The organism is Enterobacter sp. AN-K1 (assembly GCF_020971765.1).
Classification (GTDB): Bacteria; Pseudomonadota; Gammaproteobacteria; order Enterobacterales; family Enterobacteriaceae; genus Enterobacter; species Enterobacter hormaechei_C.
Genome location: NZ_CP087390.1, coordinates 90,046 through 104,368 on the forward strand (window position 1 = coordinate 90,046; position 14,323 = coordinate 104,368).

Sequence of the window (14,323 nt, forward strand, 5' to 3'; positions counted from 1 at the left end):
TGGGCTGAACGTCGTGAACTGAAACTGTTTACCTGCACAAACCGGACACTCAAATTTGATGTTGGGGATATCCCCTCCAGCCAGGTGTGTGGAACAACCACCATACAGCAATCACCGGCTGACAGGGGATATATCTTCTGTCAGAAACGATAGCCTGCTGAGAACATAAATACCCACGGATCCAGACGGGTATTGATACTTTGCTGCTGGCCGCCAGCTTTAAAGCGCACGTCCGTATCAATGTCCATATACCAGACCGAGGCGTTGATCAGCCAGTCACGGTTAATCAGATAATCCAGACCAACCTGCCCCGCCATGCCCCACGAGTCTTTCAGGCTGAGATCGGAGAGCCCGGCCTCTTTACCGGTATCGTTAAATTTCTCATCAAAGAAGGTGGTGTAGTTAACCCCTGCACCAATATAAGGGCGCACCTTGCTGCTGGAATCGCCGAAGTACCACTGCGCCATCAGCGTTGGTGGCAAATGGTGCACCGTGGCAATGTCCCCGGTCGGTCCTAAACCGACGCGGTGACGGAATGGCGTGGCGGCTAAAAGCTCGACGCCAACGTTATCCGTTGCCATATACGTAAACGTCAGGCCTAACTGGGTGTTATTGCTGACGTTAAACCCGCCCATACCCAGTACATTATCGGACCCTTCCGTTGGACGTACCGTTGCCGAACCGGCACGAATAAAGAATTCGCCTGCTTCATGCGCGTACGCGCCGCCAGAGAGACTGCTTAAGATAAGGGCTGCCACCGCTAATTTTTTCATATCCGCTCCATCGTTGTGGTTTTAATTGCGGAGGAGAATATACTCACAAATGAGTAATAAGTGATCTAACACAGATCACATTAAAACCAGTAAGTTAACATTCATTGATCTAGGTTAATTTTTGGTGACACCTCATAAAGCAATAAGTTGTTACCGCGTCAATTTTTGGCATTTCATGGTTACAAAATTTTCTGTCTTCCCTCTCTTGCGCTTCCTGTAGCGGCTGGATAATTTATCGCTCTCACAATGTGATTTGATGCGTTCTACTTTTGCAGGTGTGCCATGAGTGATCATAACCCGTGCATGACGTGCGGAGCCTGTTGTGCGTATTTTCGAGTCTCTTTCTACTGGGCTGAAGCCAGCGATGGCGGCGGCACCGTTCCGGTTGATCTCACTGAACCCTTAACCCCTTTTCTGCGCTGTATGCGCGGCACCAACCAAAAACAGAGCCGCTGTGTGGCACTGCAAGGTGAGCCTGGGGTATCCACCCGCTGTTCCATTTACGCGGATCGCCCCAGCCCGTGTCGCACTTTCGCGATGTCGGGAGAGGATGGGCAGGTCAATGAGGCATGCAATCGCGCCCGCGCCCGCTATGGATTACCGCCGCTTTACAAAGATATGCTTTTCCATACAAGCCTTGATGCTGCCACCAGCGTGTTATCCGGTGTACAATTGCCAGCTAATTAACACCTGCAATACTCAAGGAGAGTGCATGTCTATCACGGCGAAGTCTGTCTACCGTGACACGGGAAATTTTTTCCGCAATCAGTTCATTACCTTTTTACTGATCGCGTTGTTGTGCGCCTTTATTACGGTGGTGCTGGGTCATGCGTTCTCACCCAGTGATGAACAGATTGCCACGCTGAGCCAGGGGGAAAATCTTGCAGGCAGCGCAGGGTTGTTTGACCTTGTGCAGAATATGACGCCAGAGCAACAGCAAATCTTGCTGCGCGCATCTGCGGCATCTACCTTCTCGGGCCTGATTGGCAACGCCATTCTGGCGGGTGGCGTGTTGCTGATGATCCAGCTGGTGTCTGCCGGCCAACGTGTCAGCGCGTTACGTGCAATCGGGGCCAGCGCTCCGGTGCTGCCAAAACTGTTTATCCTCATCTTCCTTACCACGCTGCTGGTCCAGATGGGGATAATGTTGGTTGTCGTTCCGGGCGTGCTGCTGGCTATCGTGCTTTCATTCGCGCCAGTAATGGTTGTGCAGGACAAAATGGGCATTTTCACCGCCATGCGCAGCAGCATCAGGCTCGCATGGGCCAATATGCGACTGGTCGCCCCGGCCGTTATCAGCTGGCTGCTGGCCAAAACTCTGCTGTTGCTGTTTGCGCCGAATTTTGCGGTGTTAACGCCAAACGTCGGAGCGGTTGTCGCCAATACGCTGAGCAATCTGATTTCAGCCGTGCTGCTGGTCTATTTGTTCCGCCTGTACATGTTAATTCGTCAGTAACTGGGATCGCAGAATGAAGCAGTTTCTTGATTTTTTACCGCTGATCGTATTTTTCGCTTTTTATAAGCTGTACGACATTTATGCCGGTACGCTGGCGCTGATTGTGGCAACGGCTGTGGTGCTGATTTACAGCTGGGTTCGCTATCGCAAAGTTGAAAAGATGGCGCTCATCACCTTCCTGATGGTGGCGGTGTTTGGAGGTCTGACGTTGTTCTTCCACAATGATGAATTTATCAAATGGAAGGTCACGGTGATTTACGGCCTGTTTGCGGGCGCACTCCTCATCAGCCAGTGGGTGATGAAGAAGCCGCTGATCCAGCGCATGCTGGGGAAAGAACTGACCCTGCCGCAGGCTGTGTGGGGGCGTCTGAATATCGCCTGGGCACTATTTTTTATTCTGTGTGGTCTGGCGAATATCTATATCGCATTCTGGCTGCCGCAGAATATCTGGGTCAACTTCAAGGTGTTTGGTCTGACGGCGCTGACTCTTATCTTCACCCTGCTCAGCGGCGTTTATATTTATCGCCACATGCCGCAGGATGACAAGCACTGATCCTTCTGGCCAGATCGCCACGCGGTCTGGCCTCTTTTCCCGCCTTCTCTTTTCTCTACATCCTCCCTGCGAAAATGTCTGAATCATGAAGATTTTATGGAGATTGCTGTCACTTTATTGTAATGAGAATGACTATCATTAATATTCGTCATCGCATTTTTAACAAATGGAAATGAGTTGATGAATAACATAATAAGATTTGCCCCGGCTACACTTACGCTCGCCATTCTTTCAACGTTATACCAGAGCGCACACGCAGCGGAAGATCCTCTCGCCGATGGTGAAACAATGGTTGTTCAGGCCACCGCTGAAGAGGCGCTGAAGCAACAGCCGGGGGTTTCCATCATCACGGCAAAGGACATAGAAAAGGATCCACCGGTTAACGATCTTTCTGAAATTATTCGCAAAATGCCCGGGGTTAACCTCACCGGAAACAGCGCGACAGGCAGCCGCGGTAACAACCGCCAGATCGACATCCGCGGTATGGGGCCGGAGAACACGCTGATTCTGATTGACGGTGTGCCGGTGACGTCACGTAACTCGGTGCGCTACAGCTGGCGCGGGGAGCGCGACACCCGCGGGGATACCAACTGGGTTCCGCCAGAGATGGTTGAGCGCATTGAAGTGCTCCGGGGACCTGCTGCCGCCCGCTATGGTTCGGGGGCGGCCGGCGGCGTCGTCAACATCATTACCAAACGCCCGACTAACGACTGGCACGGCTCGCTCTCCCTGTACACTAACCAGCCTGAAAATGATAAAGAGGGAGCGACGAAACGCGCTAATTTTGATCTGAGCGGCCCCCTTGCGGGCGATGCGTTAACGATGCGCCTGTACGGGAATATCAACAAAACTGACGCAGATGCTCAGGACATCAACACCGCGCAAAACGGCTCTTACGCCGCCGGACGTGAAGGCGTGCGCAACAAGGACATCAATGCCCTGCTCTCCTGGAAACTCACGCCACAGCAGATTATCGATTTCGACTACAGCTACAGCCGCCAGGGCAATATCTACGCGGGTGATACTCAATACAGCAACAGCAACGTTAGCCCTGACGGTCTGGTGTCGTCCCTGTATGGACACGAAACGAACCGAATGTACCGCCAGTCTTATGGCATTACGCACAACGGCATCTGGGACTGGGGTCAGTCAAAGTTTGGGGTCTATTATGAAAAGACCAACAACACCCGTCTGGAAGAAGGCTCTACGGGCAAAGTTGAAGGGATGATCAATAGCGATAAATACGATACCAGCCGGCTGGAGTCATACCGTTCAACGGGTGAACTGAACATTCCTTTCTTCTGGCTGGTCGAACAGACGCTAACCGTGGGTGCAGAATGGAATCGTGATGAACTGAACGATCCGGCCTCAATGCAGGCGACAAATGTGTCGGGAGAAGTGATTAACGGCGTTCCCGGCACGGCTTCTGAGCGCAACAGCAAAAACAGCGCTGACCTCACCGGCATCTATCTTGAGGACAATATTGAAGCGCGTCAGGGCACCAACCTGATCCCGGGGCTCCGCTTTGATTATCACAATCAGTTTGGCAGCAACTGGAGTCCGAGCCTGAACGTCTCTCAGGATTTGGGCGACATGTTCAAGGTTAAAGCGGGTATCGCTCGGGTATTTAAAGCGCCAAACCTGTATCAATCCAGCGAAGGCTATCTGCTTTCCACCCGCGGTAATGGCTGCCCGAATAACGTTTCCGAAGGAAGCTGTTACCTGTTAGGTAACCCGGATCTGGATCCTGAAATCAGCGTGAACAAAGAGATTGGCCTGGCCTTTGCGCTGGAAGGCTACGAGGCGGGCATAACCTGGTTCCGCAACGATTACAAAAACAAGATCGTTTCAGGAACGGATGTGCTGGGCCAGACAAGCAGCGGTGCAAATATCCTTCAGTGGCAGAACGGAGGAAAGGCTGTGGTTGAGGGGCTGGAAGGCAACCTCACCGTCCCGGTTATCCGCGACACGCTAACCTGGCGTACCAATGCGACGTATATGATTCAGTCTGAAAGTAAGGACACCGGCAACCCTCTGTCGATTATTCCAAAATATACCGTCAACACGATGCTCGACTGGCAGGTTAGCAGCAAACTTTCAGCGAACCTTAGCTGGACGATGTATGGCCGCCAGAAGCCAAGAGAAAATGCTGAAATCCGCAAAGAGCAGAATGCGATGTCAGATAAAGAGATTGGCGCCTATTCCATCGTTGGGATCGGCAGCAATTATCAGCTGACAAAAGATCTCCGCCTGAATGCCGGGATCAGCAACCTCTTTGATAAGCAGATTTACCGAGAAAATGACGGTGCATCGACCTATAACGAACCAGGCCGTGCGTATTACGCAGGCGTGACCCTGTCCTTCTGACCCTAAGGCGCCTGCTCTGCGGGCGCTAACCCTATTCTCTCCAGCCAGAAATCATAGTAGCATCCCGCCTGAAGTCTTCAGTTACGAGTTTAAAAACAATGACAACAAATGACGCCCCACAGGGCGAACTGGTTTTACGCACACTGGCAATGCCTGCGGATACGAATGCCAATGGCGATATTTTTGGCGGCTGGTTGATGTCGCAGATGGATATGGGCGGTGCAATCCTGGCAAAAGAGATTGCACACGGGCGCGTGGTGACAGTCCGGGTCGATGGTATGACCTTCCTGCGCCCTGTCGCGGTGGGGGACGTGGTGTGCTGTTATGCACGCTGCGTAAAACGCGGCAATACGTCTGTCTCCATCAACATTGAAGTATGGGTGAAAAAAGTCTCTTCTGAACCGATTGGTCAGCGCTATAAGGCGACGGAAGCATTATTCATCTATGTGGCGGTGGATAGCGACGGTAAGCCCCGCCAGCTCCCACGGAGCTGATCCTCAGGTAAAAAAAAGCCTCCTTGCGGAGGCTTCTTTTATTCCATCTGTGCCCCGCCGTTCAGGCGGAAGACAATGTTCACAATCAACCCATTGCCGGGTTTACCGGCTTCATAGCGCCACCTGCGCATGGCCGATTTAACTTCACGTTCAAACATATTCGCCGGCTGTGCGGACAGGATTTCCACGTTATCGACACGTCCATCGGCCGTAACGTCGAATTTCACCCGTACACGCCCTTCAATACGTAACGCCTGAGCACGTGCCGGGTACTGCGGCTGGTTACGGCTCAGCGCGCGCGGGCCTGCTGGCGCCGTTACCGTCGGTTTTGTCGCGGTCGTGGTGTTATTCATCAGCGGACGTGACGGGGCGGCATTTTCAACCGGCTGCGTGGCGCGTGGCTCAACCGGACGCACTTCGCGTTTCGGACGCTCTTCCACCTTTTTGACCGGCTTGGGTTTTGGCTTCGGCTTAGGTTTCGGCTCCGGCTTATGGATCACCACCGGCGCTTCTTTCGGCGGTTCAGGAACCGGCTCTGGCTCCGGCTCGGGTTCAGCAACGGGCTGTGGCGGCGGCGGCGCAACCTGCGGCGGCTCAAGATCCGCAGGCGATACCATGGTCACAGAAATTGGCTGCGCAGGCGCTGGCATTTCAATAACCTGATGAACCGAGGTATAGAGCAGACCCGCCACGACAGCACCGTGAATAACGACGGAAAGCAGCGTCGGCCATGGAAAGCGGCGAGGTAAATCAAGGGTCATCGAAGTCATAATCATCAACGTTAAAAAACCGAACCTCGATTTTAAATGCAAATAGCAATCATATTCAATAAGACACTTTGTCCTGGCGCAATTTAAGCGTACATGAGGGCAAAAAAGGGGCATCCAGATCAGGGTTTTAACATTGTTATTATCTTTACATTGCAGTCATTTGTGCTTTCACATAACGTAATTGTCACTTTTACCGGTTAAGGAGCTTTGCCGTGCTTTACGTGATTTACGCTGAAGATGTATCTGATTCTCTGGAAAAACGTCTTTCCGTTCGCCCTGCTCATCTGGCGCGTTTACAGTTGCTACAGGATGAAGGTCGGTTGCTGACCGCAGGCCCGATGCCTGCCGTTGACAGCAACGATCCGGGCGCGGCGGGTTTTACCGGCTCCACGGTGATTGCCGAGTTTGAATCTCTGGAAGCCGCACAGGCCTGGGCAGAAGCAGACCCGTACGTCGCAGCTGGCGTGTACGAGAAAGTCACGGTTCGCCCGTATAAAAAAGTGTTCTGAAACGAAAGGCTCCCTCGGGAGCCTTTTCTTCATTCAGTGCAGCGACGCCAGCCTCGCCGCAAATCCGACAAACAGCAGGCCTATCAGCCCGTTCCCCAGCTTCGCCAGTTTCTTTTTGGTTTTCAGGTAGCGCGTGACAAACGCGCCTGAGAAAATCAGGAAGCTCATGTACATGAAGCTGATCAGCTCAAGCGTTGTGGCGAGGATCAGGAACGACGTGCCGGTATTCTTCGCATTGACATCAATGAACTGCACGAAGAACGACACGTAAAAGAGAATCGCTTTCGGGTTCGTCAGGCTCAGCACCAGCGAACGCTTAAGGATTGCGCTTGCCGGTTCGGCGCTACTTTCGTGCGCATTTTTTTGACGCGTCATAACGGACCAGAGCATTTTTCCGCCCAGCCACAGCAGATAAAACGCGCCCAGATAGCGGACAATATTAAATAAAACCGGAGTGGTCTGGATCAACGCGGCGACGCCCGCCCAGGCCAGAAACATCAGCACGGCATCACCAATAAACACACCGGTGGCTGCCAGATAGCCTTTCTTAACGCCGTGGCCAATCCCTGTTTTCAGCACAAACAAGGTGTTCGGTCCTGGAACCAGCACGATAAAAAATGCGCCGACAACATAGGTCCAGAAATTCAGTACACCAAACTCCGCAAACACGTCTTACTCCTTTCGCTCAAAAACAGCGGGGATACCGGTAATTACGGTATCCCCTGAATCAGTTGCGCTATTGTACGCCGTTATAGCCATCAAGATAAGTCGCGGCCAGTTCGTTACCAAATAATAGGGCGTCTTTACTGTCCATGTCCGAAGACCATTTATCCTTCGCGTTGCCTGCGAACAGTTCCTGCGACTTCGCATTTTCTTTTAGCTGATCGCGAATGCTTTGCGCGTATTCACTGGCTTCAGCCTGAGTCCGCCCTTCCGCGCGGTCAGCTTTGCCCCGGGCATAAAGCTCGCGGAACTGCGCCACGTTCAGCTGATAATTTTTCTGCACGCTGGAGGTGTAATTGCCGCCAGTAAAGCTGGACTGATGCGACACGAAATAAAACGCGTGCCGTTCGGGTGAGGTTTTGCTGCTGGCACAACCGCTTAATATCGCAATCCCAAAGAGTGCTGCCATTACTTTTCCGTTCATCCTTTTTTCCTTTAATAAAAATGTATTCCCCATGCGAAAACATAATCTGCCAATGAGGAAAATGACGAAAGTCCTAAATCTTCCCTGAGCGCATCCAGCGCCAAAAGTACAATAAAAATCCAGAGATAAGGATTCATCTTTTAATATCATGACGTTATGGGAAGTTAGTATATCGCGGAAGCAGATGGGAAGAGACTGCAAAAATTGATAGCCTGGATGTTTAATGGGCACCTTTACGGTGCCCTTCATGCTTTTCAGATGTCCTGGACCGCGAACAACAGCGCGTTACGGTGTCTGTTCAGGCCACATTTTCTGATGGCGTGGATACGCATATTGCGGCGGGATTGTGCTTCCAGCCAACGAGCCTTACGACGACTCACCTGTCGCAACATGCGCCAGCGCCCAACTTCAGTTCTACTGCGCTTCATGTCTACAACTCTTTCTCTAACAGAGATGCCATTATATGCCTAAGCAGGCGGCAAACCAGCGCTTTTATCTGCCGTTTTTATTTGCCAGATGAATCCTGATGCGTAAACTCATAACAATACGCTTTCAAAAGGATTTTTTATTTATGACAACCTTCTACACCGTGGTGAGTTGGCTGGTCATTTTAGGATACTGGCTGTTAATTGCCGGGGTGACGTTGCGCATTCTGATGAAACGCAGAGCGGTACCTTCCGCCATGGCCTGGCTTCTGATTATCTACATTCTGCCGCTGGTGGGCATCATCGCCTATCTCTCTTTCGGTGAACTTCATCTGGGTAAACGCCGCGCCGAACGCGCCCGCGCCATGTGGCCCTCCACGGCGAAATGGCTTGCCGACCTTAAAGCCTGCAAGCATATCTTCGCTGAAGAGAACAGTAGCGTGGCCGCATCTCTGTTCAAGCTGTGCGAACGCCGCCAGGGGATTGCTGGGGTAAAAGGCAATCAGCTGCAACTGATGACCTCTTCTGATGATGTGATGCAGGCGCTGATCCGTGATATCCAGCTCGCCCGGCATAATATCGAGATGGTGTTTTATATCTGGCAGCCGGGCGGCATGGCGGACCAGGTCGCCGAATCGCTAATGGCCGCTGCACGTCGCGGTATCCACTGCCGCCTGATGCTGGACTCCGCCGGCAGCGTGGCCTTTTTCCGTAGCCCGTGGGCAGGCATGATGCGCAACGCCGGTATCGAGGTGGTCGAGGCGCTAAAAGTGAATCTTTTCCGCGTCTTTCTGCGCCGCATGGATCTCCGCCAGCACCGGAAAATGGTTCTGATCGATAACTACATCGCCTACACCGGCAGCATGAACATGGTTGACCCCCGCTTCTTCAAGCAGGATTCCGGCGTGGGGCAATGGATCGATCTGATGGCGCGGATGGAGGGACCGATCGCGACCTCAATGGGCATCGTCTACTCCTGCGACTGGGAAATTGAAACCGGTAAACGCATTCTTCCCCCGCCGCCGGATGGCAATATCATGCCGTTTGAGGAAGCCAGCGGGCACACTATCCACACTATCGCCTCCGGTCCTGGCTTCCCGGAAGATCTGATCCATCAGGCACTGCTGACCGCCGCGTACTCCGCGCGGGAATATCTGATCATGACCACGCCCTATTTCGTTCCCAGCGACGACCTTCTGCATGCCATCTGTACAGCGGCACAGCGCGGAGTGGATGTGAGCATTATTATGCCGCGCAAGAACGATTCGCTGCTGGTGGGATGGGCAAGCCGCGCGTTCTTTAGTGAGCTGCTGGCCGCAGGCGTTAAAATTTATCAGTTCGAAGGCGGGCTGTTACACACCAAGAGCGTGCTGGTGGACGGAGAGCTGAGCCTGGTGGGTACCGTCAACCTCGATATGCGCAGTCTGTGGCTGAATTTTGAAATTACGCTGGTTATTGATGACGCCGGGTTCGGTGGCGATCTGGCGGCGGTTCAGGACGATTATATCTCCCGCTCACGCCTGCTGGACGCCAGACTGTGGGCGAAACGTCCGCTGTGGCAGCGAATTGCCGAACGACTGTTTTACTTCTTTAGTCCGTTGCTGTAAAACGTGCCCAACGATGTTTAACAGGTAGTCATCATGGAAATGGATCTGAACAATCGCCTGACCGAAGACGAAACGCTCGAACAGGCCTACGATATTTTTCTCGAGCTGGCGGTCGATAATCTCGACCCTGCTGACGTCATTCTTTTCAACCTGCAATTTGAAGAGCGTGGCGGTGCTGAGCTGTTCGATCCGGCTGAAGACTGGGCCGAACATGTCGATTTTGATCTCAACCCGGACTTCTTCGCCGAGGTGGTGATTGGCCTTGCAGATGAAGACGGCGGAGAAATTAACGACATCTTTGCCCGCGTCCTGCTGTGCCGCGAGAAAGATCACAAACTGTGCCATATCCTTTGGCGCGAATAATAAAAAAGGCTGCCCGCGCAGCCTTTTTATTTAATCCGGTAAGGCATTTCCACAGCGGTGACAAAACCGCGCGCCGGGTTCATGATTCCCCTGCTGACAATTCGGACATTTGCGTTGCTGCTTGCTGTTCTGGAAGGCGCTGCTCATATGGGTGGTAATTAACCCCGTCGGAATCGCTATCACAGAATAGCCGATCAGGATAAGAACCGATGCCACAATACGTCCGAGCGGCGTATGCGGGGTAATATCGCCATAGCCCACGGTGGTCACCGTGACGATAGCCCAGTAAACAGACGCATTAAGCGTGGTAAACCCGTATTTCGGCCCTTCGATTAAATACATCAGGGAGCCAAAAACGATCATCACGATAGCAATAAACGAATAGAAGAGAATCAGCTGGTGGCGGGCGCTGACAATGGCAACCCAAAAAACCCGCAGCGACGGCATAAAGCGCAGCAGTTTGAGAATCCGTAACACACGAATCGCCCGCATTGCACGCCAGGCAAACACATAATTCAGGCTGATCTCAGGCCACAGCCACATGACATACAGCGGCAGGATAGTGGCTAAATCAATAAATCCCCAGAAGCTGAAAACGTATTTCGCCGGATTTGGCCAGCTAATGACCCTCAGCACATATTCCGCAGTAAACACCAGCGTGACAATCAATTCCAGCCAGACGAAAACGTGCCACTCCTCATACGTCATGTGGTACTGCGTTCCGGCGCCGGATTCGATAAAGATAATAATGACGCTAATCAGCGCAAATAAACCACACAGACCTTCGAAGCGGCGACCGGAAACCGTTTCAGGATCGAATAAAAGGTGATACAGCCGCTGACGGGCCGACGTGAATAATCGCGACACATTAACCTCGAAAAATAAGGGCTGACATCATGTCAGCCCTTGCGATTATAACGGGTCTACTTTCAGGCAGGAAACCGCATGTCGGAAACTGCCCTCCAGAACCGGCCGTGTTTTTGCACATTCCGGCCCGGCTATTGGGCATCGAGTACGGAATACGCAGCCTGAAGGCGGGTTGATTGGCGAAGGCAGTTCACCTTCCAGAAGCTGAATGGTTTTATTTTTTTCCAGATCGGGGTCCGGAACGGGAACCGCAGACATCAGCGCTTTGGTATAAGGGTGCAGAGGATTGTGGTACACCTCATCATACGTGCCCAGCTCTACGGCGTGGCCCAGATACATGACCAGCACACGGTCCGAAATGTGTTTTACCACCGCCAGATCGTGGGCGATGAAGATCAGCGACAGCCCCATTTCCCGTTGCAGTTTCTGTAGCAGATTAACCACCTGGGCCTGGATGGAAACGTCCAGCGCCGAAACCGGCTCATCACAGATAATCAGTTTTGGTTCAAGGATCAACGCGCGTGCGATACCGATACGCTGGCACTGACCGCCGGAAAACTCGTGTGGGTAGCGGTTGATGAGGTTAGGCAGCAGACCCACCTTGAGCATCATCGCTTTCACCCGATCGCGAACTTCCTGGCGCGGCATCTTCGGATGATAGGTGCGCAGCGGCTCGGCAATGATTTCGCCAATGGTCATACGCGGGTTCAGGGACGCCAGCGGATCCTGGAAAATCATCTGGATGTCGCTGCGCACGTCGCGCCATTCATCCGGCTTCATCCCCAGCAGATCTTTACCAAGCCAGGCCACTTTCCCGTCGGTGGCTTTCACCAGGCCGATGATCGCCCGCGCAAACGTCGATTTGCCGCAGCCGGATTCGCCCACCACGCCCAGGGTCTCCCCTTCGTACAGGCGTAGGGTGACGCCATCCACCGCTTTCAGGGTTTTGGCAGGCTGCCAGAACCACTGTTTACCGTCTTTGATATCGAAATGGACCTTCAGGTCAGCGATTTCAAGCAGCACATTTCTTTTTTCGTCGATTGCGTTCATACCAGCTCCTCCAGCGGCTTAAAGCAGGCGCGCAGACGGCCTGGGGCAAACGCTTCCAGCGGCGGTGCGCTGTTACAGATTTCCATCGCATGCGGACAACGCGGCTGGAACGGGCAGCCTTTTGGCAGACGCAGCAGGTTTGGCGGGTTGCCCGGGATAGTCAGCAGCGACTCCCCTTCCGCATCAAGACGCGGTACGGCATTCAGCAGCCCGATAGAGTACGGATGGGCTGGCTGGTAAAACACATCGCGAGCATTACCGTATTCCATCGTGCGGCCTGCATACATGACTAACACTTTGTCGCAGATCCCGGCAACAACGCCTAAATCGTGGGTGATCATAATGATGGCGGTGTTGAACTCGCGCTTCAGCTCGTTCAGCAACGTCATGATCTGCGCCTGAACGGTCACGTCCAGGGCGGTGGTTGGTTCATCAGCGATCAGCAGTTTTGGCCGGCAAAGCAATGCCATCGCGATCATGACGCGCTGGCGCATACCGCCGGAGAATTCGTGCGGATACATGCGCATGCGCTTGCGTGCTTCAGGCATTTTCACCGCATCCAGCATTTTGACGGACTCTTCAAACGCTTCGGCTTTACCCAGCCCCTTGTGGAGCATCAGCACTTCCATCAGCTGTTCGCCCACCCGCATATAGGGGTTCAGGGACGTCATCGGATCCTGGAAAATCATTGAAATCTGCTCGGCGCGCAGCTTGTTCAGCTCATGTTCCGGCAAATTCAGGATCTCTTTCCCGTTAAACGTCGCCGAACCGCCGATCACACCGTTTGACGCCAGCAGGCCCATCAGCGCGAATGCGGTCTGGGATTTACCGGAACCGGATTCGCCCACAATGCCCAGCGTTTCACCGGCACGCAGGTCGAAGTTGAGATCGTTAACGGCAGTAACATCACCGTCAGGGGTTTTAAACGTCACGCGGAGGTCTTTAACGTCCAGCAGTGCGCTGGTCCACTGTTGCGCCTGTGGCGCGGTTGCCGTTTCAATAATGGTCATGACGGCGCTCCTTAACGGTCTTTCGGGTCGAGGGCATCACGCAGGCCATCGCCGATAAAGTTGAAACAGAACAGGGTGACGACCAGGAAGCCCGCCGGATACAGCAGTAACCACGGTGACACTTCCATGGAGTTTGCGCCATCACTTAACAGAGCGCCCCAGCTACTCAACGGCTCCTGCGTACCTAATCCCAGGAAGCTCAGGAAAGATTCAAACAGGATCATACTTGGCACCAGCAGGGAGGCGTACACCACCACCACGCCCAGCACGTTAGGAACGATATGACGCACCACAATATTGGCGGTAGAAACGCCGCCAACCTGTGCGGCTTCGATAAACTCCTTACGTTTGAGGCTCAGCGTCTGGCCGCGCACAATACGCGCCATATCCAGCCAGGACACCATCCCGATCGCCACGAAGATCAGCAGGATATTTTGACCAAAGAAGGTCACCAGCAGAATGACGAAGAACATGAACGGGAAGGAGTTCAGGATTTCTAGCAGACGCATCATCACGGAGTCCACTTTCCCGCCGAGGTAACCGGAAAGCGAGCCGTAAAGCGTGCCGACAATCACCGCCACCAGCGCCGCCGCGATGCCAACCATCAGGGAGATACGGCCGCCAATCGCCACACGCACCAGCAAATCACGCCCGGAGGAGTCGGTGCCGAAATAGTGCCCGGATTCCATATCCGGCGCGCTGGACATCATGCCCCAATCCGTATCGAAATAGGTGAACTGAGAGAGCATTGGTGCCAGGGTTACGAACAGCGCGATAAGCACCAGCACGACCAGGCTGGCAACGGCGGCACGGTTATGCATAAAACGACGGCGGGCGTCCTGCCAAAGGCTACGACCTTCGACCTCCAGCTTTTCACTGAAGTTTTCCAGCGCCTCGCTGTTTTTCTTACTCAACATCATGGCGTGCTCCAG

At 53.3% G+C, this 14,323-nt stretch carries 17 protein-coding genes and 1 pseudogene; 8 read left to right on the plus strand and 10 right to left on the minus strand.

Features of this window, described 5'->3' with window-relative positions; genetic code table 11:
* Positions 1-140 precede the first annotated feature (140 nt).
* Complete coding sequence (ompW, locus tag LOC22_RS00450) at positions 141-773, minus strand: outer membrane protein OmpW (RefSeq protein ID WP_017693317.1); 633 nt, start codon at positions 771-773, stop codon at positions 141-143.
* 282 nt (positions 774-1,055) lie between these two features.
* On the opposite strand from ompW, the gene LOC22_RS00455 reads away from it, so the two are divergent.
* The 5 genes from LOC22_RS00455 (at position 1,056) to yciA (ending at position 5,643) form a co-directional block, all read left to right on the plus strand.
* Positions 1,056-1,460, plus strand: coding sequence for a YkgJ family cysteine cluster protein (locus LOC22_RS00455; protein ID WP_017384228.1), 405 nt, complete (start codon positions 1,056-1,058; stop codon positions 1,458-1,460).
* A 25-nt stretch (positions 1,461-1,485) separates the two neighbouring features.
* The gene (locus tag LOC22_RS00460) at positions 1,486-2,229 is read left to right on the plus strand and encodes a YciC family protein (protein WP_015570376.1); all 744 of its coding nucleotides are present in this window, start codon (positions 1,486-1,488) and stop codon (positions 2,227-2,229) included.
* 13 nt (positions 2,230-2,242) lie between these two features.
* Positions 2,243-2,782, plus strand: coding sequence for a septation protein A (locus LOC22_RS00465; RefSeq protein WP_003856762.1), 540 nt, complete (start codon positions 2,243-2,245; stop codon positions 2,780-2,782).
* A gap of 180 nt (positions 2,783-2,962) precedes the next feature.
* The gene (locus tag LOC22_RS00470) at positions 2,963-5,149 is read left to right on the plus strand and encodes a TonB-dependent siderophore receptor (RefSeq protein WP_193135748.1); all 2,187 of its coding nucleotides are present in this window, start codon (positions 2,963-2,965) and stop codon (positions 5,147-5,149) included.
* A 98-nt stretch (positions 5,150-5,247) separates the two neighbouring features.
* Positions 5,248-5,643: an acyl-CoA thioester hydrolase YciA gene (gene yciA, locus LOC22_RS00475; RefSeq protein ID WP_003856759.1), complete on the plus strand. Its 396-nt coding sequence runs from the start codon at positions 5,248-5,250 to the stop codon at positions 5,641-5,643.
* A 38-nt stretch (positions 5,644-5,681) separates the two neighbouring features.
* Here the strand turns inward: yciA and tonB are convergent, their stop codons facing one another.
* On the minus strand, positions 5,682-6,404 hold the full coding sequence (tonB, locus tag LOC22_RS00480) for a TonB system transport protein TonB (protein ID WP_230239570.1): 723 nt from the start codon (positions 6,402-6,404) through the stop codon (positions 5,682-5,684).
* 221 nt (positions 6,405-6,625) lie between these two features.
* Here tonB and LOC22_RS00485 point away from each other — a divergent pair, with 221 nt between their 5' ends.
* Positions 6,626-6,922, plus strand: a complete 297-nt coding sequence (locus tag LOC22_RS00485; protein ID WP_047062931.1) for a YciI family protein — start codon at positions 6,626-6,628, stop codon at positions 6,920-6,922.
* A gap of 33 nt (positions 6,923-6,955) precedes the next feature.
* On the opposite strand, the gene leuE is transcribed toward LOC22_RS00485, so the two are convergent.
* The 4 genes from leuE to LOC22_RS00500 all read right to left on the minus strand — a co-directional run bounded on the left by leuE (position 6,956) and on the right by LOC22_RS00500 (position 8,497).
* Positions 6,956-7,591 (minus strand): leucine efflux protein LeuE, encoded by a 636-nt coding sequence (gene leuE / locus LOC22_RS00490; RefSeq protein ID WP_006810877.1) that lies wholly within the window; start codon positions 7,589-7,591, stop codon positions 6,956-6,958.
* Between the two features lie 67 nt (positions 7,592-7,658).
* Positions 7,659-8,069 (minus strand): Exc2 family lipoprotein, encoded by a 411-nt coding sequence (locus LOC22_RS00495; protein ID WP_032609416.1) that lies wholly within the window; start codon positions 8,067-8,069, stop codon positions 7,659-7,661.
* 11 nt (positions 8,070-8,080) lie between these two features.
* Positions 8,081-8,206, minus strand: a complete 126-nt coding sequence (locus LOC22_RS22290; protein ID WP_208971014.1) for a KPN_01571 family protein — start codon at positions 8,204-8,206, stop codon at positions 8,081-8,083.
* Between the two features lie 117 nt (positions 8,207-8,323).
* Entirely contained in the window at positions 8,324-8,497 is a 174-nt protein-coding gene (locus LOC22_RS00500; RefSeq protein ID WP_017384232.1) for a YciY family protein, read from the minus strand.
* Positions 8,498-8,640: 143 nt separating this feature from the next.
* Between LOC22_RS00500 and cls the strand changes: the two genes are divergently transcribed.
* Positions 8,641-10,101, plus strand: coding sequence for a cardiolipin synthase (gene cls / locus LOC22_RS00505; protein ID WP_003856750.1), 1,461 nt, complete (start codon positions 8,641-8,643; stop codon positions 10,099-10,101).
* Between the two features lie 33 nt (positions 10,102-10,134).
* Positions 10,135-10,464, plus strand: coding sequence for an HI1450 family dsDNA-mimic protein (locus LOC22_RS00510; protein WP_003856748.1), 330 nt, complete (start codon positions 10,135-10,137; stop codon positions 10,462-10,464).
* A 30-nt stretch (positions 10,465-10,494) separates the two neighbouring features.
* Here LOC22_RS00510 and LOC22_RS00515 read toward each other — a convergent pair.
* The 4 genes and pseudogenes from LOC22_RS00515 to oppC form a co-directional block, all read right to left on the minus strand.
* Positions 10,495-11,362: pseudogene (locus LOC22_RS00515) on the minus strand (ion transporter).
* A 14-nt stretch (positions 11,363-11,376) separates the two neighbouring features.
* Positions 11,377-12,381, minus strand: a complete 1,005-nt coding sequence (gene oppF / locus LOC22_RS00520) for a murein tripeptide/oligopeptide ABC transporter ATP-binding protein OppF (RefSeq protein ID WP_003856743.1) — start codon at positions 12,379-12,381, stop codon at positions 11,377-11,379.
* Positions 12,378-13,391: an ABC transporter ATP-binding protein gene (locus tag LOC22_RS00525; protein WP_015570373.1), complete on the minus strand. Its 1,014-nt coding sequence runs from the start codon at positions 13,389-13,391 to the stop codon at positions 12,378-12,380. Before LOC22_RS00525 ends, oppF begins: the two co-directional genes overlap by 4 nt.
* An 11-nt stretch (positions 13,392-13,402) precedes the next feature.
* Positions 13,403-14,311, minus strand: coding sequence for an oligopeptide ABC transporter permease OppC (gene oppC, locus LOC22_RS00530; RefSeq protein WP_003856740.1), 909 nt, complete (start codon positions 14,309-14,311; stop codon positions 13,403-13,405).
* Positions 14,312-14,323: the final 12 nt, after the last annotated feature.